26 protein-coding genes are annotated in these 21695 nt (G+C 52.8%); 13 read left to right on the forward strand and 13 right to left on the reverse strand.

Annotated features, from left to right (window positions below; translation table 11 throughout):
- Positions 1-225 precede the first annotated feature (225 nt).
- The 4 genes from ghrA to ACVCAM_RS24185 all read left to right on the forward strand — a co-directional run bounded on the left by ghrA (position 226) and on the right by ACVCAM_RS24185 (position 3141).
- Positions 226-1164, forward strand: coding sequence for a glyoxylate/hydroxypyruvate reductase GhrA (gene ghrA / locus ACVCAM_RS24170; RefSeq protein ID WP_407223230.1), 939 nt, complete (start codon positions 226-228; stop codon positions 1162-1164).
- An 84-nt stretch (positions 1165-1248) separates the two neighbouring features.
- The gene (locus ACVCAM_RS24175) at positions 1249-1986 is read left to right on the forward strand and encodes a phosphatase (protein WP_008500850.1); all 738 of its coding nucleotides are present in this window, start codon (positions 1249-1251) and stop codon (positions 1984-1986) included.
- Positions 1987-2007: 21 nt separating this feature from the next.
- Entirely contained in the window at positions 2008-2562 is a 555-nt protein-coding gene (locus ACVCAM_RS24180; protein ID WP_021240794.1) for a TorD/DmsD family molecular chaperone, read from the forward strand.
- 96 nt (positions 2563-2658) lie between these two features.
- Positions 2659-3141: a DUF1097 domain-containing protein gene (locus ACVCAM_RS24185; protein WP_072203727.1), complete on the forward strand. Its 483-nt coding sequence runs from the start codon at positions 2659-2661 to the stop codon at positions 3139-3141.
- Positions 3142-3184: 43 nt separating this feature from the next.
- On the opposite strand, the gene csgG is transcribed toward ACVCAM_RS24185, so the two are convergent.
- From csgG to csgD, 4 genes are read right to left on the reverse strand one after another with little or no spacing between them, the layout of a single operon-like run.
- Positions 3185-4018, reverse strand: a complete 834-nt coding sequence (csgG, locus tag ACVCAM_RS24190; protein ID WP_008500847.1) for a curli production assembly/transport protein CsgG — start codon at positions 4016-4018, stop codon at positions 3185-3187.
- 26 nt (positions 4019-4044) lie between these two features.
- On the reverse strand, positions 4045-4458 hold the full coding sequence (gene csgF, locus ACVCAM_RS24195) for a curli production assembly/transport protein CsgF (protein ID WP_008500846.1): 414 nt from the start codon (positions 4456-4458) through the stop codon (positions 4045-4047).
- Positions 4459-4481: 23 nt separating this feature from the next.
- Positions 4482-4871 carry a curli production assembly/transport protein CsgE gene (csgE, locus tag ACVCAM_RS24200; protein WP_407223231.1) on the reverse strand — a complete coding sequence of 130 codons (390 nt, stop codon included), beginning with the start codon at positions 4869-4871 and terminating at the stop codon, positions 4482-4484.
- Positions 4872-4875: 4 nt separating this feature from the next.
- Positions 4876-5526: a biofilm master transcriptional regulator CsgD gene (gene csgD / locus ACVCAM_RS24205; RefSeq protein ID WP_021240790.1), complete on the reverse strand. Its 651-nt coding sequence runs from the start codon at positions 5524-5526 to the stop codon at positions 4876-4878.
- Between the two features lie 763 nt (positions 5527-6289).
- On the opposite strand from csgD, the gene csgB reads away from it, so the two are divergent.
- The 5 genes from csgB to ymdB all read left to right on the forward strand — a co-directional run bounded on the left by csgB (position 6290) and on the right by ymdB (position 8762).
- The gene (gene csgB / locus ACVCAM_RS24210) at positions 6290-6745 is read left to right on the forward strand and encodes a curli minor subunit CsgB (protein ID WP_008500843.1); all 456 of its coding nucleotides are present in this window, start codon (positions 6290-6292) and stop codon (positions 6743-6745) included.
- Positions 6746-6786: 41 nt separating this feature from the next.
- Positions 6787-7239, forward strand: coding sequence for a curli major subunit CsgA (gene csgA / locus ACVCAM_RS24215; protein ID WP_008500842.1), 453 nt, complete (start codon positions 6787-6789; stop codon positions 7237-7239).
- A gap of 61 nt (positions 7240-7300) precedes the next feature.
- Positions 7301-7633 carry a curli assembly chaperone CsgC gene (csgC, locus tag ACVCAM_RS24220; protein ID WP_023343744.1) on the forward strand — a complete coding sequence of 111 codons (333 nt, stop codon included), beginning with the start codon at positions 7301-7303 and terminating at the stop codon, positions 7631-7633.
- 160 nt (positions 7634-7793) lie between these two features.
- Entirely contained in the window at positions 7794-8114 is a 321-nt protein-coding gene (locus ACVCAM_RS24225) for a type 1 fimbrial protein (protein ID WP_008500840.1), read from the forward strand.
- Positions 8115-8219: 105 nt separating this feature from the next.
- On the forward strand, positions 8220-8762 hold the full coding sequence (gene ymdB / locus ACVCAM_RS24230) for an O-acetyl-ADP-ribose deacetylase (protein WP_008500839.1): 543 nt from the start codon (positions 8220-8222) through the stop codon (positions 8760-8762).
- 34 nt (positions 8763-8796) lie between these two features.
- Here ymdB and mdoC read toward each other — a convergent pair whose 3' ends face one another.
- Entirely contained in the window at positions 8797-9936 is a 1140-nt protein-coding gene (gene mdoC, locus ACVCAM_RS24235) for a glucans biosynthesis protein MdoC (RefSeq protein WP_447093713.1), read from the reverse strand.
- Between the two features lie 254 nt (positions 9937-10190).
- On the opposite strand from mdoC, the gene mdoG reads away from it, so the two are divergent.
- The 3 genes from mdoG to ACVCAM_RS24250 all read left to right on the forward strand — a co-directional run bounded on the left by mdoG (position 10191) and on the right by ACVCAM_RS24250 (position 14577).
- Positions 10191-11744 carry a glucans biosynthesis protein MdoG gene (mdoG, locus tag ACVCAM_RS24240; protein ID WP_021240787.1) on the forward strand — a complete coding sequence of 518 codons (1554 nt, stop codon included), beginning with the start codon at positions 10191-10193 and terminating at the stop codon, positions 11742-11744.
- Complete coding sequence (gene mdoH / locus ACVCAM_RS24245; protein ID WP_407223232.1) at positions 11737-14265, forward strand: glucans biosynthesis glucosyltransferase MdoH; 2529 nt, start codon at positions 11737-11739, stop codon at positions 14263-14265. The genes mdoG and mdoH overlap by 8 nt, the downstream gene beginning before the upstream one ends.
- Positions 14266-14349: 84 nt before the next feature.
- Complete coding sequence (locus tag ACVCAM_RS24250; RefSeq protein WP_008500835.1) at positions 14350-14577, forward strand: YceK/YidQ family lipoprotein; 228 nt, start codon at positions 14350-14352, stop codon at positions 14575-14577.
- 6 nt (positions 14578-14583) lie between these two features.
- Here the strand turns inward: ACVCAM_RS24250 and ACVCAM_RS24255 are convergent, their stop codons facing one another.
- The 3 genes from ACVCAM_RS24255 to ACVCAM_RS24265 form a co-directional block, all read right to left on the reverse strand.
- Complete coding sequence (locus tag ACVCAM_RS24255; protein ID WP_008500834.1) at positions 14584-14958, reverse strand: MysB family protein; 375 nt, start codon at positions 14956-14958, stop codon at positions 14584-14586.
- A gap of 96 nt (positions 14959-15054) precedes the next feature.
- Positions 15055-16272, reverse strand: a complete 1218-nt coding sequence (mdtG, locus tag ACVCAM_RS24260; RefSeq protein WP_021240779.1) for a multidrug efflux MFS transporter MdtG — start codon at positions 16270-16272, stop codon at positions 15055-15057.
- Between the two features lie 143 nt (positions 16273-16415).
- Positions 16416-17342 (reverse strand): Kdo(2)-lipid IV(A) acyltransferase, encoded by a 927-nt coding sequence (locus ACVCAM_RS24265; RefSeq protein WP_047744959.1) that lies wholly within the window; start codon positions 17340-17342, stop codon positions 16416-16418.
- Between the two features lie 221 nt (positions 17343-17563).
- On the opposite strand from ACVCAM_RS24265, the gene trhO reads away from it, so the two are divergent.
- On the forward strand, positions 17564-18613 hold the full coding sequence (gene trhO / locus ACVCAM_RS24270) for an oxygen-dependent tRNA uridine(34) hydroxylase TrhO (RefSeq protein ID WP_008500831.1): 1050 nt from the start codon (positions 17564-17566) through the stop codon (positions 18611-18613).
- Between the two features lie 41 nt (positions 18614-18654).
- Here trhO and ACVCAM_RS24275 read toward each other — a convergent pair whose 3' ends face one another.
- The 5 genes from ACVCAM_RS24275 to bssS all read right to left on the reverse strand — a co-directional run bounded on the left by ACVCAM_RS24275 (position 18655) and on the right by bssS (position 21671).
- Entirely contained in the window at positions 18655-19221 is a 567-nt protein-coding gene (locus tag ACVCAM_RS24275; RefSeq protein WP_447093714.1) for a YceI family protein, read from the reverse strand.
- A gap of 12 nt (positions 19222-19233) precedes the next feature.
- Positions 19234-19800 (reverse strand): cytochrome b, encoded by a 567-nt coding sequence (locus tag ACVCAM_RS24280; protein ID WP_023343748.1) that lies wholly within the window; start codon positions 19798-19800, stop codon positions 19234-19236.
- A 208-nt stretch (positions 19801-20008) separates the two neighbouring features.
- Positions 20009-20122 (reverse strand): DUF2770 family protein, encoded by a 114-nt coding sequence (locus ACVCAM_RS24285; protein ID WP_021240776.1) that lies wholly within the window; start codon positions 20120-20122, stop codon positions 20009-20011.
- A 59-nt stretch (positions 20123-20181) separates the two neighbouring features.
- Positions 20182-21300, reverse strand: coding sequence for an N-methyl-L-tryptophan oxidase (solA, locus tag ACVCAM_RS24290; RefSeq protein WP_193148439.1), 1119 nt, complete (start codon positions 21298-21300; stop codon positions 20182-20184).
- Positions 21301-21416: 116 nt separating this feature from the next.
- Entirely contained in the window at positions 21417-21671 is a 255-nt protein-coding gene (bssS, locus tag ACVCAM_RS24295; RefSeq protein WP_008500827.1) for a biofilm formation regulator BssS, read from the reverse strand.
- Positions 21672-21695 lie beyond the last annotated feature (24 nt).

The raw sequence follows: 21695 nt of genomic DNA on the forward strand, positions 1-21695 counted from the left end.
CATCCCGTTGTTGACGGGACGGGCGCTAATGTAAGGAAAAGCCGAACTGCCGTCAACTCACTTTTTCAGTAATTTAGCGCGTTTAGACAAACTTCAGGCAACATGATTCTTAATTGTGCTGAAAGCGTCTTTTTTATCAGCAACACAGCCGCGCAATAAATTTGTTATGCTGACAACCTCGTTAAAAAGCAAAATAAATCAGCGCAATAAAAGGCAGGAATGACTATGGATATACTTTTCTATCACCCCACGTTTGATACGGCCTACTGGATCGAGGCGCTCACGGCAGCTTTACCCGGGGCACGCGTTCGCGAGTGGAAGCGTGGAGATAACGAACATGCTGACTATGCGCTGGTCTGGCATCCGCCGGTAGAAATGCTCCAGGGCCGTAAGCTGAAGGCCGTTTTTGCCCTGGGGGCGGGCGTGGATTCCATTCTGAGCAAGCTGAAGGCGCACCCTGACATGCTGCCGGAAGCGATTCCCCTGTTCCGCCTGGAGGATACCGGAATGGGCCAGCAGATGCAGGAATATGCCGTCAGCCAGGTGCTGCACTGGTTCCGCCGCTTTGATGACTATCAGGCCTTTAAACAGCAGGCCCACTGGGAGCCGCTGCCGGATTACCGTCGCGAAGACTTTACCATCGGCATCCTCGGTGCGGGCGTGCTGGGCTCAAAAGTGGCTGAAGCCCTCGCTCCGTGGGGCTTCCCGCTGCGCTGCTGGAGCCGCAGCCGTAAGGACTATCCGGGCGTAGAGAGCTTTGCCGGAACGGATGAGCTTCCGGCCTTTCTGAACGGCACGCGCGTGCTGATCAATCTGCTGCCCAACACGGCGGAAACGGTAGGGATCATCAATGAAACCTTGCTCAACCAGTTAGCCGATCAGAGCTACCTGATGAACCTGGCGCGCGGGGTGCATCTGGTCGAGCCCGATCTGCTGAAGGCGCTGGACAGCGGAAAGCTAAAAGGCGCCATGCTGGATGTCTATAGCCGTGAGCCGCTGCCGGTGGAAAGCCCACTGTGGGCGCATCCGCGCGTGGCGATGACCCCGCACGTGGCCGCCGTGACGCGTCCGGCAGAAGCGGTGGCGTACATTTCCTATACCATCAGCGAAATGGAAAAGGGTAACGCGGTCACCGGCCAGGTTGACAGACAGCGCGGCTACTGAGAGAAACCCGGCGTTCGCCGGGTTTTTGCTAATATTCGCCGCTGATAACTGCTATCCTTTGGAAAAACCGCAGAGGAGAGAGAGATGTATCCCGTTGACCTGCATATGCACACCGTCGCCAGTACCCACGCGTATAGCAACCTCCATGATTATATCGCCCAGGCGAAGCTGAAAGGCATTAAGCTGTTCGCGATCACCGATCATGGTCCGGACATGGCGGATGCGCCGCACTACTGGCATTTTGTGAATATGCGGATCTGGCCACGTCTGGTGGACGGCATTGGGATACTCCGCGGCATCGAGGCGAATATCAAAAATACCGACGGTGAGATCGACTGCACCGGGCCGATGCTGACGTCCCTGGATCTTATCCTCGCCGGTTTCCACGAGCCGGTTTTTGCACCTCAGGATAAAGAGACCAACACCGCGGCGATGATTGCCACCATTGCCAGCGGCAATGTGCACATTATCAGCCACCCCGGCAACCCGAAGTACCCGATTGATATTCAGGCTGTCGCGCAGGCGGCAGCGAAGCACCGCGTGGCGCTGGAGATTAACAACTCCTCCTTTGTTCACTCGCGCAAGGGCAGTGAAGCCAACTGCCGCGAAGTGGCCGCCGCCGTACGCGATGCGGGCGGCATGGTGGCGTTGGGTTCGGATTCCCATACCGCCTTTACGCTGGGTGATTTCAGCGAGTGCCTGAAAGTGCTCAATGACGTTAACTTCCCGGAAGCGCAAATCCTGAACGTGACTCCGCGCCGCATGCTCGATTTCCTCGAATCGCGCGGCATGGAGCCGATTGCCGAATTTGCCGATCTTTAATTGTGTAATGGAATAATAAAAATGAACGAGTTTTCCATCCTTTGCCGCGTGCTGGGTACGCTCTATTATCGCCAGCCGCAAGACCCGCTGTTGGTTCCGCTCTTTACGTTAATTCGTGAAGGTAAGCTGGCGGAGAACTGGCCGCTGGAACAGGATGATTTACTGGCGCGTCTGCAAAAAAGCTGCGACATGCAGCAGATTGCGACCGATTACAATGCGCTGTTCGTCGGCGATGAGTGCCGCGTTTCGCCATACCGTTCTGCCTGGCAGGAAGGGGCGACGGAAGCGGAAGTCCGTGCTTTCCTCTCCACGCGCGGTATGCCGCTGAGCGATACGCCTGCGGACCATATCGGTACGCTGCTGCTGGCCGCTTCCTGGATTGAAGATAACGCCGGGGATGATGAGAACGAAGCTATCGAAACGCTTTTCGAAACGTACCTGCTGCCGTGGGTCGGAACATTCCTTGGGAAAGTCGAAGCCCACGCCGCCTCGCCATTCTGGAGAACGCTGGCACCGCTGACCCGCGACGCAATTGCGGCGATGTGGGATGAGCTGGAAGAAGAGAACGAAGAGTGATTTAGATCACATAAATCCTGCAACGACGCATTTCAATTTGCACATAATGTGCTTCTGATCGCATTTCTATGGTGCGCTTCTGCTAAGATGCGCGCCATGAACATATTACTTTGTATCGCAATAACAACGGGCATTCTCTCCGGGCTCTGGGGATGGGTGGCCGTGTCTCTCGGATTGCTCAGCTGGGCTGGATTCCTTGGCTGTACGGCCTATTTCGCCTGCCCGCAGGGGGGCGTCAAAGGGCTCTTTATCTCAGGCTGCACGCTAATGAGCGGGGTGATCTGGGCGCTGGTGATCATGAAAGGCAGCGCGCTGGCGCCGCATCTGGAGATGCTGGGGTACATTATGACGGGCGTTGTTGCCTTCCTGATGTGTATTCAGGCTAAGCATCTCCTGCTTTCGTTTGTGCCGGGCACCTTTATCGGGGCGTGCGCGACCTTTGCAGGGCAGGGTGACTGGAAGCTGGTGGTGCCTTCCCTGGCGCTGGGGTTGCTGTTTGGCTATGCCATGAAAAACAGCGGTCTTTGGCTGGCGTCGCGGCGGGAAAAAGCGCAAGACATCACGGCGGTGAGCGAATAAAAAAAGGCGAGATAATCATCTCGCCTTTTTTATGCGCTTCCTGTCAGGATTCCGGAGGGACTGACATATCGCGGTATTTCACCAGTATCGGGTTCTGCACGTCTGCTTTGTTTTGCAGATCCCACAGCCCGCGGTCAATACCGTCGTTGATTAAGAAGATCACGCCGGTTTCAATGGCCGACATCAGACACATCATGACCGGCTCGTTAGAGGTGTAGCCAATTTCACCCTCCAGCAAACGCTGGTAATCGATGAAGCGGAATACCCCTGCCTGAACTTCATAAGACAGGATGGTTTTGCTGGTGTTCACCGAAGAGAGCACTTCGCCTGTACTGACGTTGACCACACGCAGGTTAACGGCGATTTGGTCGAGCTGGTACTGGGTATCCGCACCGATACCGAAGTACCGCGCGCCCGCACCACCCGATTTAACGTTACTTTCGTAACCAATAATCGATCCTTCAATCATCACGTTCGCTGCCGCCAGAGATTCCAGAGGCGTGCGGTTATTGGCCGCGACGGTACCATTCTCCTGTGCGGCACGAATGATTTTCCGTTCATTCAACAGGTTCTGAAGACCCTGACGTTCCAGCGGAATAAACCAGCGCGAATCCTTGAGCGCGGTAACCAGCATCGCGGTGGCGCTTTGCGGCACGGCCGTGGAGAAGTTACTTGCCGGGTAAGGCTTAAATTGCCCGGTTTCATCCTGAATGTTGTATACGGAGACAAATATTTTCCCCGTTGGAGCAGGTAAATGCGTTAAATCACGATAACTCTGGGCCCGAGGCATTAATGTTGGTTTTGCAGCTTCTTTAGGTGGAGCAGTTAAACAACCGCTCAATAAGCACACTGCAACAAATATCAGGAAGCGCTGCATGATCGTTGTCCTTATTTAGCTATTGTTTAAAAGTCAGTTGAATTACTTTGTAGACCGGAAACCTGAATAGTGGAGATCCTTCCGGTTTTACGATCGGTCACGTTCAGCTGAAGCTGTCCATCAGTGTTGGCGATATCAACGATAAAATCGTTGGTCACCATTCTGCCGGGTTTGCCGGTATTAATGTTGGTCAGTAACCCGCCTAAAATCTGCGACTGGATAGCCTGAGTGAAGTTGTCCAGTGCGGATGGAGTATCAACGCTAAAATCCTTTAAGCTTGGGTCCTTATAGGAGTTTTGCGCCTGCGCTTCATTCAGCAGAAAGGCGCCGTTGTTAGGGTTACCGCCAAAGTTAGGGTTACGGAACTGAAACGTCATATTTCCGGCCCAGCTTATAGGTGTTATTAGCATTATCGAAACAACTGCATATGCAATACGCATGACAGCCTCCGCATATCGGTTCGCTAGAACTCGTCTTTAGCTAAATCGCTGGTGCTTAATAGGGCTTTATCTATTTGCAGGCGATTAATAGCGTCTTCTGATTGGGCCAGTGCCAGGGCTACGTTTTTATCGAAGTCCATTTTAGTGGGGAATAAAAACGTTTGATAAATAACGTACTGATTGGCCGTTATTGTTATCCAACTTCCCCATCGTGCACTGGGCCGCTCGTTGATTGTTATATTTCCGGTAAAAGTACTGTCCCATTTGTCACTGAAGGCTCGGTAAAAACTGTGCCCGACCGATGAGACAGTGTGGTCTGTTAACAATCCGGGAACTTCGACCTCGACGGCCTTCAGATTCCCGGCAGCGAGCAGGAAACTCGCTGCGGCGATCCAACTCAACGTGCGCTTCATGTGATTAACGCCTGAGGTTATCGTTTGCCCACGAAACCGCCTGAGTTCGGTTTTTTACAGCTATCTTCTTGAAAAGATTATAAAGGTGCGTCTTTACCGTATTTTCGCTGATAAATAACGAACGGGCGATTTCAATATTTGAAGCACCAATGCGTAACTTATTCAGGATCTCTTTCTCACGGTGCGTGAGCAGTGCTGACTCTGAGCTGTTATAGCGATAATTTCCGGAGTGCGTGATTAGGTAGCTGGCCAGCTTTTGCGAAAAATAACACTCTCCGCGCAATATGCCTTGCAGACCCTCAACTACCCGGTCTTCTTCTTCCGTGACGTAGAACACGCCATTGATATGCGGCCAGCTTTCAATATCCCTGAAAGGATATTCATCAGGCGTATTCAATAATAGCACGCGGATATTATTGTTTTTCCTGCTTAAAATATCTTGCCAGTAATGGATGAGCTTTTTATCAGCTTCCATCATATCGAACAGAATGATGCTGCCAGGTGCAATATCATCAAAAGAACGTTGAATATTATGCAATTTCCCGTTCAGTGATAAAGATTGCTTTAAATGTTGTAATAACGCTGTCGCTTGCAAAGAAGGTTTTGTGATCAACAGTAATGTATGACCATGTAAACTATGGACTTCATTATACATGATGAAACCCCACTTTTTTTTGGCACCTGGCAGCTGTCCTCCTGTTTAATAGAGGACACCAGAAGTACTGACAGATGTTGCACTGCTGTGTGTAGAATCAGACCATAACCTCCACGGGGAGGTAAATATAAAACCAATTTCGTACATCTAATTTCAATCTAGCTTTTACGAAGTTTAAAGCAAGTGTTAAACATGTAACCGAATGTAAAAATCAATATTAATTTGTGAAAATCACTTGTGATGAATGGCGAGAAATGATGAGAAAGTTGTACATCTAAATAGAGGTGCACAGTTTTTAAAAATCATACAAATATTTATATATCATTGATTTTTAAGTATATTTGTTATTTTATGCGAACGATAAAACAGTATGAGGTACAGATTATTTCTAAGCCCATAAATGCGCGGTTGTCTGGCTTAAGAAAACGGGCTTCGTGTCACGACTGTGAAAAAGTGTCCTTCTGCCGTTACGTTTAAACAACGCGAGAAGACGCGTGGACAGCCTTCGCCTCGTTGTACAACCTGATTGTTGGACAGGGGAAATAAAAAATATAAGCTGGCCTGAGTAAAGTGATTTTTGTCGTAAATTACGACTTTGTGGTGATCCGAAAAATAAAAATAAGCCGCGCGGGTGAGATATTTAAAATGTTTCAGCGGACATACTCTTCACCGTAACGACGCGTTAACACAATATGCATCGTTTTTACAAGTAACACGGTTATAGGTTATGGCGTGATTAAATAACCAGGTCCAGGGTGACAACATGAAATACACATCGTTATTTATGGTGTTTACATTACTGGGTGCGCCTGGATTTGTAACCGCAGCGAATTCAGATTTAGCCAATGCTGAATATAACTTTGCGGTTAACGAATTAAGTCTTTCATCACTCAATCAGGCAGCCATTATTGGTCAACAGGGTGTTTTTAATGACGCTCAGGTTCGCCAGGAAGGTTCAAAACTCTTGTCCATTGTTTCACAGGATGGGGCGGGCAACAGAGCAAGAGTTGATCAATCAGGGAGTTACAATATAGCCTGGATCGATCAGAGCGGTACCGCGAATGATGCAGGTATTACGCAAGAGGGATACGGTAATAGCGCGAAAATTATCCAGAAAGGGTCGGGTAATAGAGCAAATATTACGCAGTACGGTACGCAGAAAACCGCAGTTGTAGTGCAGAAACAGTCGCAAATGGCGATTAACGTTATTCAACATTAGCGCATTCGCGACGATTTTAATCAATCCGATGGGGGTTTACCATGAAATTTCTCAAAGTGGCAGCGCTTGCAGCAATCGTAGTTTCTGGTAGTGCTATGGCGGGTTCTATTAATCAGGGCGGCTGGGGTCATGGGCATGGTCATGGCGGATACAGTGGCCCAAATTCAACCCTGAATATTTATCAGGACGGTGGCGGTAACTCCGCGGTTGCTCTGCAGACAGACGCCAGAAATTCCGTGCTGAATATTACCCAGAAAGGTGGCGGTAACGGCGCTGACGTTGGTCAGGGTTCTGATGACAGTAAAATCAACCTGACCCAGAAAGGATTTGGCAACAGTGCAACACTGGATCAGTGGAACAGCAAAAAATCTGTTATGAACGTTAGCCAGTCCGGCGGCTTTAACGGCGCCCTCGTCGACCAGACTGCCTCTAACTCTACTGTCAACGTTACCCAGATTGGTTTTGGTAACCACGCGACAGCTCATCAGTACTGATACTGAAATCTGTGCTACAAAAAAACAGGGCTGATGCCCTGTTTTTTTTCGGGAGTTCATCATGAATACCTTAATTCTTCTTGCCGCGCTTTCCAGCCAGATAACTTTCAAAACGTCGCAGCAGGAAAATATGACCACCATTATTCCTCAGGTCACCCTGGCGCAGCCGTGTGATTGTCAGGTTCAGATTGTTTCCGTTCGGGAAGGGCAGGGGGGACAAAGTTCGTCCCGACAGCAAAATACCCTTTTTATACCCGCTAATCAGACGATTGATTTAATGCGCCTGAGTTTAAATATTAATGCGGGAGACACGGTAAAAATCGTTGTCACCGTTTCAGACGGTAAATCGCTTCATTTATCACAGCAGTGGTCGCCAGCGGAACGTTCGCTTTAATCATTCATGAAATCAATGTGTTGCGAATGTGGCGGGTCTGTGCCGTTGAGCTATGCTGATATCAGGGATCAGGTCATTATGTTCCTTAACGTGAGACTTCGTTTGTCATAATGAAGTGCGTTTACCCCTCAAGGACGATTTTCATTGAGGAGTACCGATAATGAACCACTCTTTCGCTCGACTCGTGACGGGTCTGGGCCTGATTGTTTCTGTTTTTAGCCTCCCGGTTTATTCGGCTACCATTGTGAACGGTGGCGTTATTCATTTTCGCGGTGCCATTGTTGCAGACCCCTGTGAAGTTACGCCGCAGCAGAGACAGTTTGCTATGTCCTGTCCGGATAATAATCGTATGCAAACGCGCATGGTCAGTTATGAAGAGGCGCTTAATGGCAAAGTGTCCGATTCAGATCTGGTGTCGCTCCGCATGAAATACCTTAACCCTGAAAAAACGCTCGCGGTTGTCGAAATCCAGTATCGATAGCGTTCTCTCTTCCGCTTTGTGCGGAAGAGGATTTTTTCTGATAGTTTTTTCTCCCGGGCAGCCCTGCGGTACACTTAATAAAAAGGCGGGTTGCAGAGGGGCTTTATGAAACCGCAAATTGAAGTTATTCATGGTGATATTACGACCATGCACGTCGACGTCATCGTCAATGCGGCCAATCCCTCCCTGATGGGGGGAGGCGGTGTGGACGGGGCTATCCACCGGGCTGCCGGACCGCAGCTGCTGGAAGCCTGCAAAACCGTACGGCAACAGCAGGGCGAATGTCCTCCCGGCCATGCGGTCATTACGCTTGCGGGCGATCTGCCTGCCAAAGCGGTGATCCACGCCGTAGGGCCTGTCTGGCACGGTGGCGATCGGCACGAGGCGAGTATTCTGGAAGAGGCTTACCGAAACTGTCTGCGGCTGGCTGCCGACAACGGCTATAAAACAATGGCGTTCCCGGCCATCAGTACGGGGGTGTATGGCTATCCTAAGGCTGCTGCCGCTACGATCGCCGTCGACACCGTTTACCGCTATCTGTCGCTAAAACCGATGCCTGAGAAAGTAATCTTTGTCTGTTTCGATGAAGAAACCACCCACCTTTATCAACGGTTGCTGACCCAGCGCGGGCAGGAACTGGACACCTGAAGCAAACGCGGCGCACTGAGTGCGCCGCGGTTGTTTATGAGGCTTTTACCTGAGGTTTTCCTGAGAAGAGGAAACGCAGAAGCGGGATCCGCAGGTGGATTTCATAGAGCACGATCGCAATCCCCACGACAAACACCAGACCGGTAAAGAAGCCCAGCGTGTTGGAGGCGATATGCGGGGTGATGTAAGCCCCGAAGAAGAGCGTGAGCGGGTGATGCACCAGATAAATAAACAGCGACGCATTCACGAAGTAGGTCACGCGGCTGGACTTAAAGTTCAGCAGGCGGTGGCCGAGCGCGAATACTACGTTCACCATCAATAAACCCAGCAGCATGGTGATCACGCTTTCCGTTTCGTACATCCAGGCGTCACCGCTCCCGTAGCGCTGGTTCAGCAGATAGGCCGCAAACGCGATGGCCGCACCCACAGCACACCACGGTGACGGGGTAGTAAACAGCGCTTTCAGCTTCGGGTAAATAAACGCCAGCGCGCCGATTAAAAAGAACGGAATGTAGAAAAGGGACTGCATCACCACAAAATTAAACAGGCCGTCGCTCAGTATCGGTGGATAGACGATAAACAGGATGCGTCTCACCGCGGCGTAAGCGATACCCAACAGTAAGAAGAGCACCGACAGTTTGCCCAGCGTAACGGTGGCGAAAAAGGCGTCAGCTCTCGAACTCAGGTGGTGACGCAGGCGGCTGAAAATGAACAGGCTCACCGTAGTGAGCACCACCAGGACCAGCAGGAACCACAGGTGAGACACCAGCTCCCAGACCAGCGTATTGTACTTTTCATACAGTGACAGATTCGGCCAGTTTTCCGCTTTGCCTTTGACGTACTGCAGCATAATGAACTGAGGCAGCGTCAGTAGCGGAATCGCGGTCAGCATGGGGATCCCCACGCGCTCGACGCGCACCTTCCACCAGCGTTTAAGCGGGTATCGCAGAAACAGCATGTAAGAGAAATAGCCGGAGATGACAAAAAACACCTGCATACGGAAGGCGTGAATAAAGTCATTAAACAGCGTCAGCCACCAGGAGGGCATCTGGCTATTCACATGCCAGGTGTGGCTGGAGTAAATCAGTGATATGTGAAAAGGGATCCCCAATAGCATCAGCCATGCCCGGATCGAGTCGAGGAAATATTCACGTTCTGTTGGTGTTGTGCTCATATAACGTTGTGCATTCTCAGACTTTTCGTCTTATCCCTAAGACTCATAATGGTTACATTCGAAAGCAACCCTACACCAAGACCGACACCCTGTCTCCAGGATAAGCACGCAAAGTGAATAATGGGTTCTTTCATTTGCTTAATCCATGAGCCAGCAGCTGAACAAAGCAGTGATAATGTTGTCGGATTGCCTGAGTTTCCATTAAAATGGATCGGATCGATATAAGCACACAAAGGGGGAAGTGCTTACTTATTATGAAACATAAACCACAGATGATGAAAATGCGTTGGTTAGGTGCTGCAGTGGTGTTATCACTGTATACCTCATCGGCACTGGCCTTTAACATCGACGATGTCGCAAAACAGGCAAAATCGATGGCTGGCAAGAGCTACGAAGCGCCGAAAAGTAACTTGCCCTCCGTTTTCCGCGATATGAAATATGCGGACTATCAGCAGATCCAGTTCAATCACGACAAAGCCTACTGGAGCAACATCAAGACCCCGTTCAAGCTTGAGTTTTATCATCAGGGTATGTATTTCGACACGCCTGTTGCCATCAACGAAGTGACGGCCACAGCGGTACGTAAGATCAAATACAGCCCGGATTACTTCAATTTTGGCAATGTGCAACACGATAAAGATACGGTGAAAGACCTGGGCTTCGCAGGCTTTAAGGTGCTTTACCCGATCAACAGCAAAGATAAAAACGACGAAATCGTCAGCATGCTGGGTGCCAGCTATTTCCGCGTGATTGGCGCGGGGCAGGTATACGGGCTTTCTGCGCGCGGACTGGCGATTGATACCGCGCTGCCATCAGGTGAAGAATTCCCACGTTTCCGTGAGTTCTGGATTGAACGTCCAAAACCAACGGATAAACGTCTGACCATTTACGCGCTGCTGGATTCACCGCGTGCGACCGGCGCCTATCGCTTTGTGATTATGCCGGGTCGTGACACCGTGGTTGACGTGCAGTCCAAGGTTTACCTGCGTGATAAAGTGGGCAAACTGGGCGTTGCACCACTGACCAGCATGTTCCTGTTTGGGCCGAACCAGCCGTCTCCGGCCACTAACTTCCGCCCGGAACTGCACGACTCCAACGGTCTGTCTATTCATGCCGGTAACGGAGAGTGGATCTGGCGTCCGCTGAACAACCCGAAACATCTGGCGGTGAGCAGCTTCGCGATGGAAAACCCGCAAGGTTTTGGCCTGCTGCAGCGTGGCCGTCAGTTCTCACGCTTTGAAGATCTGGACGACCGCTATGACCAGCGTCCAAGCGCCTGGGTCACGCCAAACGGTGACTGGGGTAAAGGTAAGGTTGAGCTGGTTGAGATTCCAACCAACGACGAAACCAACGATAACATCGTGGCTTACTGGACGCCGGATCAGCTGCCGGAAGCCGGTAAAGAGATGAACTTCAAGTACACCATCACCTTCAGCCGCGACGAAGATAAGCTGCATGCGCCGGATAACGCGTATGTGATGCAGACTCGCCGTTCAACGGGTGATGTGAAGCAGTCTAATCTTATCCGTCAGCCTGACGGTACCGTGGCCTTTGTCGTGGACTTTACAGGCCAGGATATGAAGAAACTGTCACCGGACACCGCCGTTGCCGCTCAGGCCAGCATCGGTGATAACGGTGAAATCGTTGAAAATACCGTGCGTTACAACCCGGTAACCAAAGGCTGGCGTCTGACCCTGCGCGTGAAAGTGAAAGATCCGAAACAGACCACTGAAATGCGTGCTGCGCTGGTCAGTAACGATCAGCCGCTGAGTGAAACCTGGAGCTATCAGCTACCTGCCAATGAATAATACATCTGAATATATTGATGCCATGCCGCTGACGGATATCGAAAAAGCGGCACTGCCTAAGAGCGACATCCGCGCGGTTCACACCGCGCTGGATGGCGAACATCGTCAGTTTTCCCGTGATGATGACACGCCGCTGGGGTCAGTAAAGGCACGTCTGGAGCAGGCCTGGCCGGACTCGCTGGCAGAAGGGCAGTTGATTAAAGACGACGAAGGGCGCGATCAGCTTCAGGCGATGCCGAAGGCCACGCGTTCCTCAATGTTCCCCGATCCGTGGCGCACCAACCCGGTGGGCCGCTTCTGGGATCGCCTGCGCGGGCGTGATGTGACGCCGCGCTATCTGTCACGCCTGACGAAAGAAGAGCAGGCTTCCGAACAGAAATGGCGTACCGTGGGGACCATCCGTCGCTACATCCTGCTGCTGTTGACGCTGGCGCAGACGGTCGTCGCGACCTGGTATATGAAAACTATCCTGCCGTATCAGGGCTGGGCGTTCATCAACCCGATGGACATGATGGGCCAGGATCTCTGGGTCTCCTTCATGCAGCTGCTGCCGTATATCCTGCAGAGCGGCATCCTTCTGCTGTTCGCGGTTCTCTTCTGCTGGGTCTCGGCCGGTTTCTGGACCGCGCTGATGGGCTTCCTGCAGCTGCTGATTGGGCGTGACAAATACAGCATTTCGGCGTCAACGGTCGGGGATGAACCCCTCAATCCTGAGCACCGTACCGCGCTGATTATGCCTATCTGTAACGAAGACGTTGACCGCGTGTTTGCGGGCCTGCGTGCCACCTGGGAGTCCGTGAAGGCCACCGGCAACGCGGAGCATTTTGACGTTTACATCCTGAGCGACAGTTACAACCCGGATATCTGCGTGGCAGAACAAAAAGCGTGGATGGAGCTGATTGCAGAAGTGCAGGGCGAAGGGCAGATCTTCTACCGTCGCCGCCGCCGTCGTGTGAAGCGTAAAAGCGGTAACATCGATGACTTCTGCCGCCGCTGGGGTAACCAGTACAGCTACATGGTGGTGCTGGATGCTGACTCCGTCATGAGCGGTGACTGCCTGAGCGGTCTGGTGCGTCTGATGGAAGCCAACCCGAACGCGGGTATCATTCAGTCTTCGCCAAAAGCGTCCGGTATGGACACGCTCTATGCGCGCTGTCAGCAGTTCGCCACCCGTGTTTACGGGCCGCTGTTCACGGCAGGTCTGCACTTCTGGCAGCTGGGTGAATCCCACTACTGGGGTCACAACGCCATCATCCGCGTGAAGCCGTTCATTGAGCACTGTGCGCTGGCGCCGCTGCCGGGCGAGGGTTCGTTTGCCGGTTCTATTCTGTCACATGACTTCGTGGAAGCGGCGCTGATGCGTCGTGCCGGATGGGGCGTCTGGATTGCCTACGACCTGCCGGGATCGTACGAAGAGCTGCCGCCGAACCTGCTGGACGAGCTCAAGCGTGACCGCCGCTGGTGTCACGGTAACCTGATGAACTTCCGCCTGTTCCTGGTGAAAGGGATGCACCCGGTTCACCGCGCGGTGTTCCTGACGGGCGTGATGTCGTATCTCTCCGCACCGCTGTGGTTTATGTTCCTTGCGCTCTCCACAGCGCTGCAGGTCGTCCATGCCCTGACGGAGCCGCAATACTTCCTGCAGCCGCGCCAGCTGTTCCCGGTGTGGCCGCAGTGGCGTCCGGAACTGGCGATTGCGCTGTTTGCCTCCACCATGGTGCTGCTGTTCCTGCCTAAGCTGCTCAGCATCATCCTGATCTGGTGCAAAGGCTCAAAAGAGTACGGCGGTTTCTTCCGCGTGACCCTTTCACTGCTGCTGGAAGTGCTGTTCTCCGTGCTGCTGGCACCGGTGCGTATGCTGTTCCACACCGTGTTCGTGGTCAGTGCGTTCCTGGGCTGGGAAGTGGTCTGGAACTCACCGCAGCGTGATGACGACTCCACGCCGTGGAGCGAAGCCTTTATGCGCCATGGTTCTCAGCTGCTGCTGGGTCTGGTGTGGGCGGCAGGGATGGCGTGGCTGGATCTGCGCTTCCTGTTCTGGCTGGCGCCGATTGTCTTCTCGCTGATCCTGTCGCCGTTTGTCTCCGTGATCTCCAGCCGTTCGACGGTGGGGCTGCGGACCAAACGCTGGAAGCTGTTCCTGATCCCGGAAGAGTATTCCCCGCCGCAGGTGCTGGTAGACACCGATCGTTATCTCGAGCAGAACCGCAATCGCACGCTGGATGACGGCTTTATGCACGCCGTGTTTAACCCGTCATTCAACGCCCTGGCGACGGCAATGGCGACGGCGCGTCACCGCGCCAGCCAGGTGCTGGAGATTGCCCGCGATCGTCACGTTGAGCAGGCGCTGAACGAGACCCCGGAAAAACTCAACCGTGACCGTCGTCTGGTCCTGTTGAGCGACCCGGTTACGATGGCGCGTCTTCACTACCGCGTATGGTCCGCTCCGGAGAGATACTCTTCGTGGGTAAACTACTATAAAGAACTGAAGCTGAACCCGCTGGCGTTGAAGGCGAAGTAAGTGGTTAAGTAGGGCAGGTAAGCGAAGCACCTCCCGCCAACTAAAATACCGGCATAATCGCCGGTATTTTTTTAGAGGTTACTCATGAGAATCATCATCGTCGTTCTGATGGCATGCCTGCTCAGCGGCTGCGGCAGCATCATCAGCCGCACCATTCCAGGGCAGGGCCACGGGAATCAGTATTACCCGGGTGTGAAATGGGATCTCCGAGACTCCGCATGGCGCTACCTCACCGTGCTGGATCTGCCATTCTCGCTAATTTTCGACACGCTGCTGCTGCCGATCGATGCCAGCCACGGCCCTTACGAGTAGCGTAAATTAACGCTCGTCCCACTCATCGGCTGCGGTTTGACCTTCTTCCGTATCCAGCGGTGGCTCGAGCTGAAATTCGCCCTCATCCCACTCGTGCAATGTGTTCTCTTCCAGCCATTCCTGCCGCAGTTCGATTTCATCATAGTCGCCATCAAAGACGGCCTGCGCACCTTCACCGCTCAGGACCGGCAGGCATTCCCCTTCTTCACCTTCATCGGCAAAGAATTCGGCCTGCCACATAATATCCCCATCCTGCAGAACGTATTTCTGGATATTAAGTTGTTGCACGTCAGCATCTTCTTCTTCAACGCCGGGGTTGTCGGCGAGGAACTCTTCACGAGCGGCATCAATAGCTTCTTCCAGCGTGGCGTACATAGTCATTGGTGTCTCCCTGTTTTCCAGAAGGTTTCAGGGAAAGAATAGCTGAATATCTGATTCTGCAAGTATGAATGCGAAAATAAGCGTCAGGCGTTCGTCTTATTCCGCCACTGGCCGTAGCGCGCGGGATAAACTGAACCACGAATAAATTGCATTAAACAGTACCACGCCCGCCGTCACGATAAAGACGGCGCGAAAACCGAAGCTGGCGGAGATGCTCGCCCCGAGAAGCGGTCCGGTGACGTTACCGATGTCGCGAAATGACTGGTTATAGCTGAAGATCCGCCCGGCAATCTGGTTCGTGGAGTTGTAAACCAGCAGGGTCTGTACGGCGGGCAGCAACGCCCCGTCGGCGGCACCAAGCAAAAAGCGAAGTAAGCCCAGCTGCCACGGAGAGTGCACCATCGACATGGGGATCAGCAGCAGGACGGAGATCACCAGCGCACAGATCAGAATTTTTTCCGGACCGACGCGGTCCCCCAGTTTCCCCAGCCTCGGCGCGCTAAGCAGCGCCGCCACCCCGGGCACGGACGCAATCAGCCCGCTGATAAACGCGATATTGCTGACGTTCCCCGCCAGATCGCGAACGTACAGCGTGAGGATAGGGGCAATCGATCCGGTTGCGACCTGAATAATCAGGGTCGTCACGAACAGGCTCAGCACCAGTCTGGGATTTTTAAGCGAGGTCAGCACCTCCCTGGCGTGTAGCATCTCTTTCTTCGCAACGGGCGTGAAGTTTTCCCGAATACAGAGCAGGGTGACAACAAAGCACAGGAACAGCACGCAGGCGGTGATAAAGAACACCGGACGCAGGCCATAGCTATCGGCCATGAGTCCGCCGGCCAGTGGCCCCAGCAGGGCACCGCTTACGCCGCCGGTTGAGAGCGTGCCCAGCGCCCAGCCGCTCTTATGGCGAGGAATTTGCGTGGCAATCAGGGCATTGGCATTGGGAATAAATCCTCCCAGCAAACCCAGCAACGCGCGCAAAATCAGGAACTGCCAGACGTTCTGCGCCACGCCCATCAGCGCCATGATAATGGCCATCCCCAGCGCCGAGCGCAGCAGCATGATTTTACGCCCCTTGCGGTCGGCAAGGCCGCCCCAGAAGGGCGAGGCTATCGCGGAGAACAGGAACGTGATGCTGAATACCAGGCCGGACCACATATTGAGCGCGCTATGGCCCGTCACGCCCAGCTGTTCAACATAGAGCGGCAGAAAAGGCATGACCAGGCTAAACGCCGCGCCGGTGAGAAAACAGCCAAGCCACGCAACCGTGAGGTTACGCTTCCAGTTTATGGGGGCATCTGAAGGTGACATAACAATCCGCATAATGAGGTGCTTAGCACCTGAAGCAAGAAGTAATAAGCCTGCTAATTATGCGCCTGGGTTATGATTGCCGCAATGAGGGGGAGCTTTTAAAGCTAAAACAGGATGCGACCCTGAGGATCGCATCCTGAAAATCAATAGCGGGACGGCGTGCCTTTTGGCCGCGTTTTAAAGCGGCGGTGCAACCACATGTACTGCTCAGGTGCGAGCATGATGCATTTCTCTACGATACCGTTCATCCAGCGCGCGGTGGTTTCTGCATCGTCAAGCGGCGGCGCGAGTTCCGGTTCCAGCATCATCAACTCGTAGCCCGAACCGTCAGGCTTGCGGCGGGGAACAAAGGGTACGATGGCGGCTTTGGACATCCGCGCCAGCATCCAGGTGCCGGTGGTTGTGGCGGCCTCTTCAACGGCGAAGAAGGGGACAAAAACGCTGGCCTGTGGGCCATAGTCGTGGTCGGGGGCATACCAGACCACTTCGCCGGATTTCAGCGCACGGATCATTCCCTTCAGATCTTTACGGTCGATCATGCTTTTGTTGGAGCGCATGCGGCCATTGGTCTGGATTAAATCGATGACCGGGTTATCGTTAGGGCGATAAACGCCAATGCCGGGCGCCTGCATGCCGAACATACGCGCCCCGATTTCCAGCGTCAGAAAATGGACGCCGATCAGCAGAACGCCCGTCTGGTTGGCCTGAAGCGTATGTACAGGATCCATGCCGGTTCCCGTTACCTCGCTCCAGCGGGCCATGCGTTTGTCCGGCCAGAACCACGCCATGCCGGTTTCCATAAGGCCCATCCCAACGGATTCGAAGTTCTTCGCGACCATATTGTGACGCTCTGAGTCGCTCATCTGCGGAAAACACAGCTCAAGGTTGCGGTACGCGATTCTGGCGCGACGCTTCATAAACAGTTGTGCGAAACGGCCCAGAAATTTACCCAACCGAAAAATAACAGGGTAGGGAAGCTGTACCAGAAGCCATAAAAAGCCGATGCCAAGCCAGGTCAACCAATAGCGGGGATGCAAAAGGGCGGCAGTAAATGTTGGTAACTGGGTCATGTCTTTCCTGTGTTCAAACGTCCTGTTTCGCTAGTGTCTCATTTTTTGAGGCGTAGCCAAAATATCTGCTTTCGAAGCGTGCACGAATACAGCAATTGTTAATCCTGATTAATCAGGGTGTGTGAAATGTAGCGTAAATTGTGTGGATGTAAATTGGTTTTGTTTGCTATATGATGCCGACCGATTTTTCATTCTCTCTAACGACTCCAGGACTGTACACCATGCCAGTGTTACACAACCGCGTTTCGAACGAGATGTTAAAAGCGCGTATGTTGGCTGAAACCGAACCGCGCACAACCATCTCATTCTATAAATACTTCACGATCGACGATCCGCAGGCGACCCGAGATGCGCTTTATCAGGCGTTCACGGCGCTGAACGTCTTCGGCCGCGTCTACCTTGCCCGTGAAGGCATCAACGCGCAGATTAGCGTACCGGAAAGCAAAGTCAGCGCCTTCCGCGACGTACTTTATCAATTTGACCCGGCCCTTAACGGCTTACGCCTGAACATTGCCCTGGATGATGACGGGAAATCCTTCTGGGTGCTGCGCATGAAGGTGCGTGAACGCATCGTGGCGGACGGTATCGACGATCCGGAGTTTAACCCGGCGGACGTCGGTGAATATCTGAAGGCGGCGGAAGTGAATGCGATGCTGGACGATCCGGATGCCGTGTTCATCGATATGCGTAACCACTATGAGTATGAAGTGGGGCATTTCGAGAATGCGATGGAGATTCCGGCGGATACCTTCCGCGAGCAACTGCCGAAAGCGGTTGAGATGATGCAGGAGCATAAAGATAAAAAGATCGTTATGTACTGCACCGGCGGTATCCGCTGTGAGAAAGCCAGCGCGTGGATGAAGCACAACGGCTTCAATAAAGTCTGGCACATTGAAGGCGGCATTATTGAGTACGCTCGCCGAGCCCGTGAACAGGGGCTGCCGGTACGCTTTATCGGGAAAAACTTTGTCTTTGACGAGCGTATGGGTGAACGTATTTCGGATGACGTCATCGCCCAGTGCCACCAGTGCGGCGCGCCGTGCGATACCCACACCAACTGCAAAAACGACGGTTGTCATCTGCTGTTCATTCAGTGCCCGGCCTGTGCCGAGAAGTTTAACGGTTGCTGTAGCGAGTTATGCAGCGAAGAGAGCATCCTGCCGGAAGAAGAGCAGCGTCGCCGTCGCGCAGGACGTGAAAACGGCAACAAGATTTTCAATAAATCTCGCGGTCGTCTGAATACCAAACTGGGTATCCCTGACCCGGAATGATAATAACGCCCGGCACGGCAAAAGCCTGCCGGGCGACGTTATTATGATTTCTGCTGTACACCTTCAACGGAAATAATCAGCTCCACGTCCTGAGACGCCGGGCCTAAATCCGTTGTGATATTAAAATCTTTCAGGTGAATTTTCCCTGCCGCTTCGAAGCCTGCGCGTTTACCGCCCCACGGATCGTCACCCTGGCCCAGTAATTTCGCATCAAGCGTGACCGGTTTGGTTACGCCGTTAAGCGTCAGGTTGCCGGTAATATTCAGCTTATCACCCTCTTTCTTCACCTCAGTAGAAGTGAAGGTCGCCTGCGGGAATTTCGCGACGTTGAGGAATTCCCCACTGCGCAGGTGTTTATCGCGCTCTGCGTGGTTCGTGTCGACGCTGTTCGTATTAATGGTCACATTGACTTTATCGGCTGCGGGATTTTTTTCGTCAAAGGTGAATGTGCCGTCAAAATCCTTAAAGGTGCCGTACAGCCAGCTATATCCCAGGTGCTGAATACGGAAATTGACGAAAGCGTGCTGGCCCTCTTTATCTATTTTATAATCCGCCGCCACGGCGGAGCCGGCGGAGAATAACAGAGAACCCAGTGCGATACCCAGCAGGTGTTTTTCTTTTTATGCTCCAGAGTCAACTGACGAGCGGCCAAGCATGCGCTTTAGCGTATCGTCTTTATCAATAAAATGGTGTTTGAGGGCGGCAAGCCCGTGCAGCACGGACAGAATCACCACGCTCCAGGCGAGCCAGAGGTGAACAACCCCCGCCGTGTCGGCCTGAGCGCCGGCATCGCTAAGGGTTGCCGGAACCTCGAACAGGCCAAAAACGTTAATCGGCTTACCGTCAGCCGTCGAAATAAGATAGCCGCTAATCAGGATGGCAAACAGCAGCGCATAAAGGGCAATATGCGCGGCGACTGCGCTGACGCGGGTAAATTTGCTGTGAGTCTTTTGCGCGGCGGGCGGTGGGGAAATGTGCCGCCAGATCACGCGGAAAACCAGCCCCAGCATCAGCAGGACACCAATGCTTTTATGCAATTCCGGCGCCTGGTGATACCAGCCATCGTAATAGCTGAGCGTGACCATCCAGAGCCCAAGTCCAAACATACCGTAGACGGCAAGAGCAAATATCCAGTGCAAACCTATGGATATTATTCCGTAGCGCCGGGAGGAGTTACGCCATTGCATCAGAATGTCCATTTTCAAATTAACCGAAGGGTAAAAATGAACGGGAAGGCGGGATATTGCAACTGAAATAATTGGCTATTGATTTTTATTTTATTTATTTCAGCAATTTTGAAAAGGATCGCTAGCGCTAATTCAATCTCTTCGTGCAAGATGAAATTATGAGTTTCAATAAAGATAAAGTAATGTCAATTCTTGTCAGTCTGGGTTTTCAGTAAAATACAATGTAAACAAAATCAATAATGGCCAGCAGCGCCCACAATAAGAGATAGAGCATAAAATGCTCGCGAATATTATTCATCAGAAAGCTAACGATCTTGCGCATAACGCCCCAACATGCGGTGTGAATGAAGCGGGCCCCGTGACCTCCGGAGCCCGTGCGGATTATCCGTTAAAACGCGAGAGGGAGAAGGGCGTCAGATCAAACTGCGGCGCAATGCCCTGGGCAAACTGCGCGGCGATTTCACCCAGAACGGAAGCAAACTTAAAGCCGTGGCCGCTCAGTCCGGTGATGAGCAGGGTGTTGTCATGCCCCGGCAGCGTATCAATGATAAAGTCTTCATCCGGCGTATTGTCGTAGGTACAGGCCGCACCATACAGCAAGCCGCCAATGCCCGGAAGAATAGTGCGCAGGAACGAGAAGGCCTCTGAACCATCCTGTGGGAAGGCGCCGAAAGGTTTACGCTCTTCAGGGGAGGAGATCGCCTGGCCGCCGTTGTGTTTACCGATTTTCAGCGCGTCTTTTTCTGACGGGAAGCCGTAGAACTGGTCGCCATTGGGTAATTCGCCGGTGAAGGCCGGGAATTTATTCTGGGCGCTGTAACGGCCATCCGACTGGAACCAGGAGAAGACCTTGCGCACCGGCTGGATCGGCAGATCGGGCAGCAGGCGGGTAACCCAGGTACCTGCGCTGACCAGCAGGCGGGACGCTGAATAATCGCCGTCAATAGTGGTGACCGTGACGCCATTATCATCATGGGTGATGGCCTCTACCGGACAGTTGAACAGCTGCGCGCAGCCTGCCTTCGCAGCAAGCTCGATCCAGGTTTTGATCGCCGTTTCGCAATGGAGCACCCCGGAGTGGGCTTCAAAGAGGCCAATATAATCGTCCGGGACGGTAATTTCGGGCCAGCGTGCGGTAATGCCCGTCGCATCCAGCTTCTCAACGCCCAGATTAAACGCTTTCGCGCTGCGTTCGACGCCAGCGAGAAACGCAGAATGTGCCGGACCCAGGTTGATGACGCCCGTACGTTCGAAAATACGATCTTCGGTCTGTTTCGCCAGTTCATCCCACAGCGTCTGGGCGCGAAGCACCAGCGGAACGTAGCGTTCACCTTCACCGTACGCATGGCGGATGAGGCGGGTATCGCCATGATGGCTGCCTTCCGCATGAGGAGGCAGATGGCTATCGATCATCAGAACCTTCAGACCAGCCTGTGTTGCGTAATAGCCTGCGGCAGATCCTACGGAGCCGCTGCCAATAATGATTAAGTCGTATCTCATATGCATCTCATAAACTGATGTTTTGTTAGCAGAGTAATTAACAACGCGGGGTTAGACAAGGGAGAAATAAATAAGGCACCGCGAGGGTGCCTGTAGAGAGAAAAGTGGGCATAAGCTTAGTGCCGTTTATACTCATTTTCCTGGTAGTCGCCAGATTCTATTTTTGCAATACCTGCTTCTAAAATAGAAATAAACTGACGGGCGACGTCTGTTGTTAGCCACAGCGTCTGTCCAACTTCCGCTTCTTCACGGTTGAGTTGATTTGGGGTCTGGTAGTGCAAACGCAGCATCAGCGCATCGTAGCTATCTACGGTACTGATATCCCAGCCAACAAGTGGGTGGGTCTGGATGACTTCACTATTCTTTTCCATTATAACCCCCTTAATGCGTGTTAG

This window comes from Enterobacter sp. CFEC122, from assembly GCF_052983755.1.

Bases quoted from the DNA above. Each gene is read 5' to 3' on its own strand.
- ghrA (WP_407223230.1), top strand. From the start codon at position 226: ATGGATATACTTTTCTATCACCCCACGTTTGATACGGCCTACTGGATC.
- ACVCAM_RS24175 (WP_008500850.1), top strand. From the start codon at position 1,249: ATGTATCCCGTTGACCTGCATATGCACACCGTCGCCAGTACCCACGCG.
- ACVCAM_RS24180 (WP_021240794.1), top strand. From the start codon at position 2,008: ATGAACGAGTTTTCCATCCTTTGCCGCGTGCTGGGTACGCTCTATTAT.
- ACVCAM_RS24185 (WP_072203727.1), top strand. From the start codon at position 2,659: ATGAACATATTACTTTGTATCGCAATAACAACGGGCATTCTCTCCGGG.
- csgG (WP_008500847.1), bottom strand. From the start codon at position 4,018: ATGCAGCGCTTCCTGATATTTGTTGCAGTGTGCTTATTGAGCGGTTGT.
- csgF (WP_008500846.1), bottom strand. From the start codon at position 4,458: ATGCGTATTGCATATGCAGTTGTTTCGATAATGCTAATAACACCTATA.
- csgE (WP_407223231.1), bottom strand. From the start codon at position 4,871: ATGAAGCGCACGTTGAGTTGGATCGCCGCAGCGAGTTTCCTGCTCGCT.
- csgD (WP_021240790.1), bottom strand. From the start codon at position 5,526: ATGTATAATGAAGTCCATAGTTTACATGGTCATACATTACTGTTGATC.
- csgB (WP_008500843.1), top strand. From the start codon at position 6,290: ATGAAATACACATCGTTATTTATGGTGTTTACATTACTGGGTGCGCCT.
- csgA (WP_008500842.1), top strand. From the start codon at position 6,787: ATGAAATTTCTCAAAGTGGCAGCGCTTGCAGCAATCGTAGTTTCTGGT.
- csgC (WP_023343744.1), top strand. From the start codon at position 7,301: ATGAATACCTTAATTCTTCTTGCCGCGCTTTCCAGCCAGATAACTTTC.
- ACVCAM_RS24225 (WP_008500840.1), top strand. From the start codon at position 7,794: ATGAACCACTCTTTCGCTCGACTCGTGACGGGTCTGGGCCTGATTGTT.
- ymdB (WP_008500839.1), top strand. From the start codon at position 8,220: ATGAAACCGCAAATTGAAGTTATTCATGGTGATATTACGACCATGCAC.
- mdoC (WP_447093713.1), bottom strand. From the start codon at position 9,936: ATGAGCACAACACCAACAGAACGTGAATATTTCCTCGACTCGATCCGG.
- mdoG (WP_021240787.1), top strand. From the start codon at position 10,191: ATGAAACATAAACCACAGATGATGAAAATGCGTTGGTTAGGTGCTGCA.
- mdoH (WP_407223232.1), top strand. From the start codon at position 11,737: ATGAATAATACATCTGAATATATTGATGCCATGCCGCTGACGGATATC.
- ACVCAM_RS24250 (WP_008500835.1), top strand. From the start codon at position 14,350: ATGAGAATCATCATCGTCGTTCTGATGGCATGCCTGCTCAGCGGCTGC.
- ACVCAM_RS24255 (WP_008500834.1), bottom strand. From the start codon at position 14,958: ATGACTATGTACGCCACGCTGGAAGAAGCTATTGATGCCGCTCGTGAA.
- mdtG (WP_021240779.1), bottom strand. From the start codon at position 16,272: ATGTCACCTTCAGATGCCCCCATAAACTGGAAGCGTAACCTCACGGTT.
- ACVCAM_RS24265 (WP_047744959.1), bottom strand. From the start codon at position 17,342: ATGACCCAGTTACCAACATTTACTGCCGCCCTTTTGCATCCCCGCTAT.
- trhO (WP_008500831.1), top strand. From the start codon at position 17,564: ATGCCAGTGTTACACAACCGCGTTTCGAACGAGATGTTAAAAGCGCGT.
- ACVCAM_RS24280 (WP_023343748.1), bottom strand. From the start codon at position 19,800: ATGCAATGGCGTAACTCCTCCCGGCGCTACGGAATAATATCCATAGGT.
- ACVCAM_RS24285 (WP_021240776.1), bottom strand. From the start codon at position 20,122: ATGCGCAAGATCGTTAGCTTTCTGATGAATAATATTCGCGAGCATTTT.
- solA (WP_193148439.1), bottom strand. From the start codon at position 21,300: ATGAGATACGACTTAATCATTATTGGCAGCGGCTCCGTAGGATCTGCC.
- bssS (WP_008500827.1), bottom strand. From the start codon at position 21,671: ATGGAAAAGAATAGTGAAGTCATCCAGACCCACCCACTTGTTGGCTGG.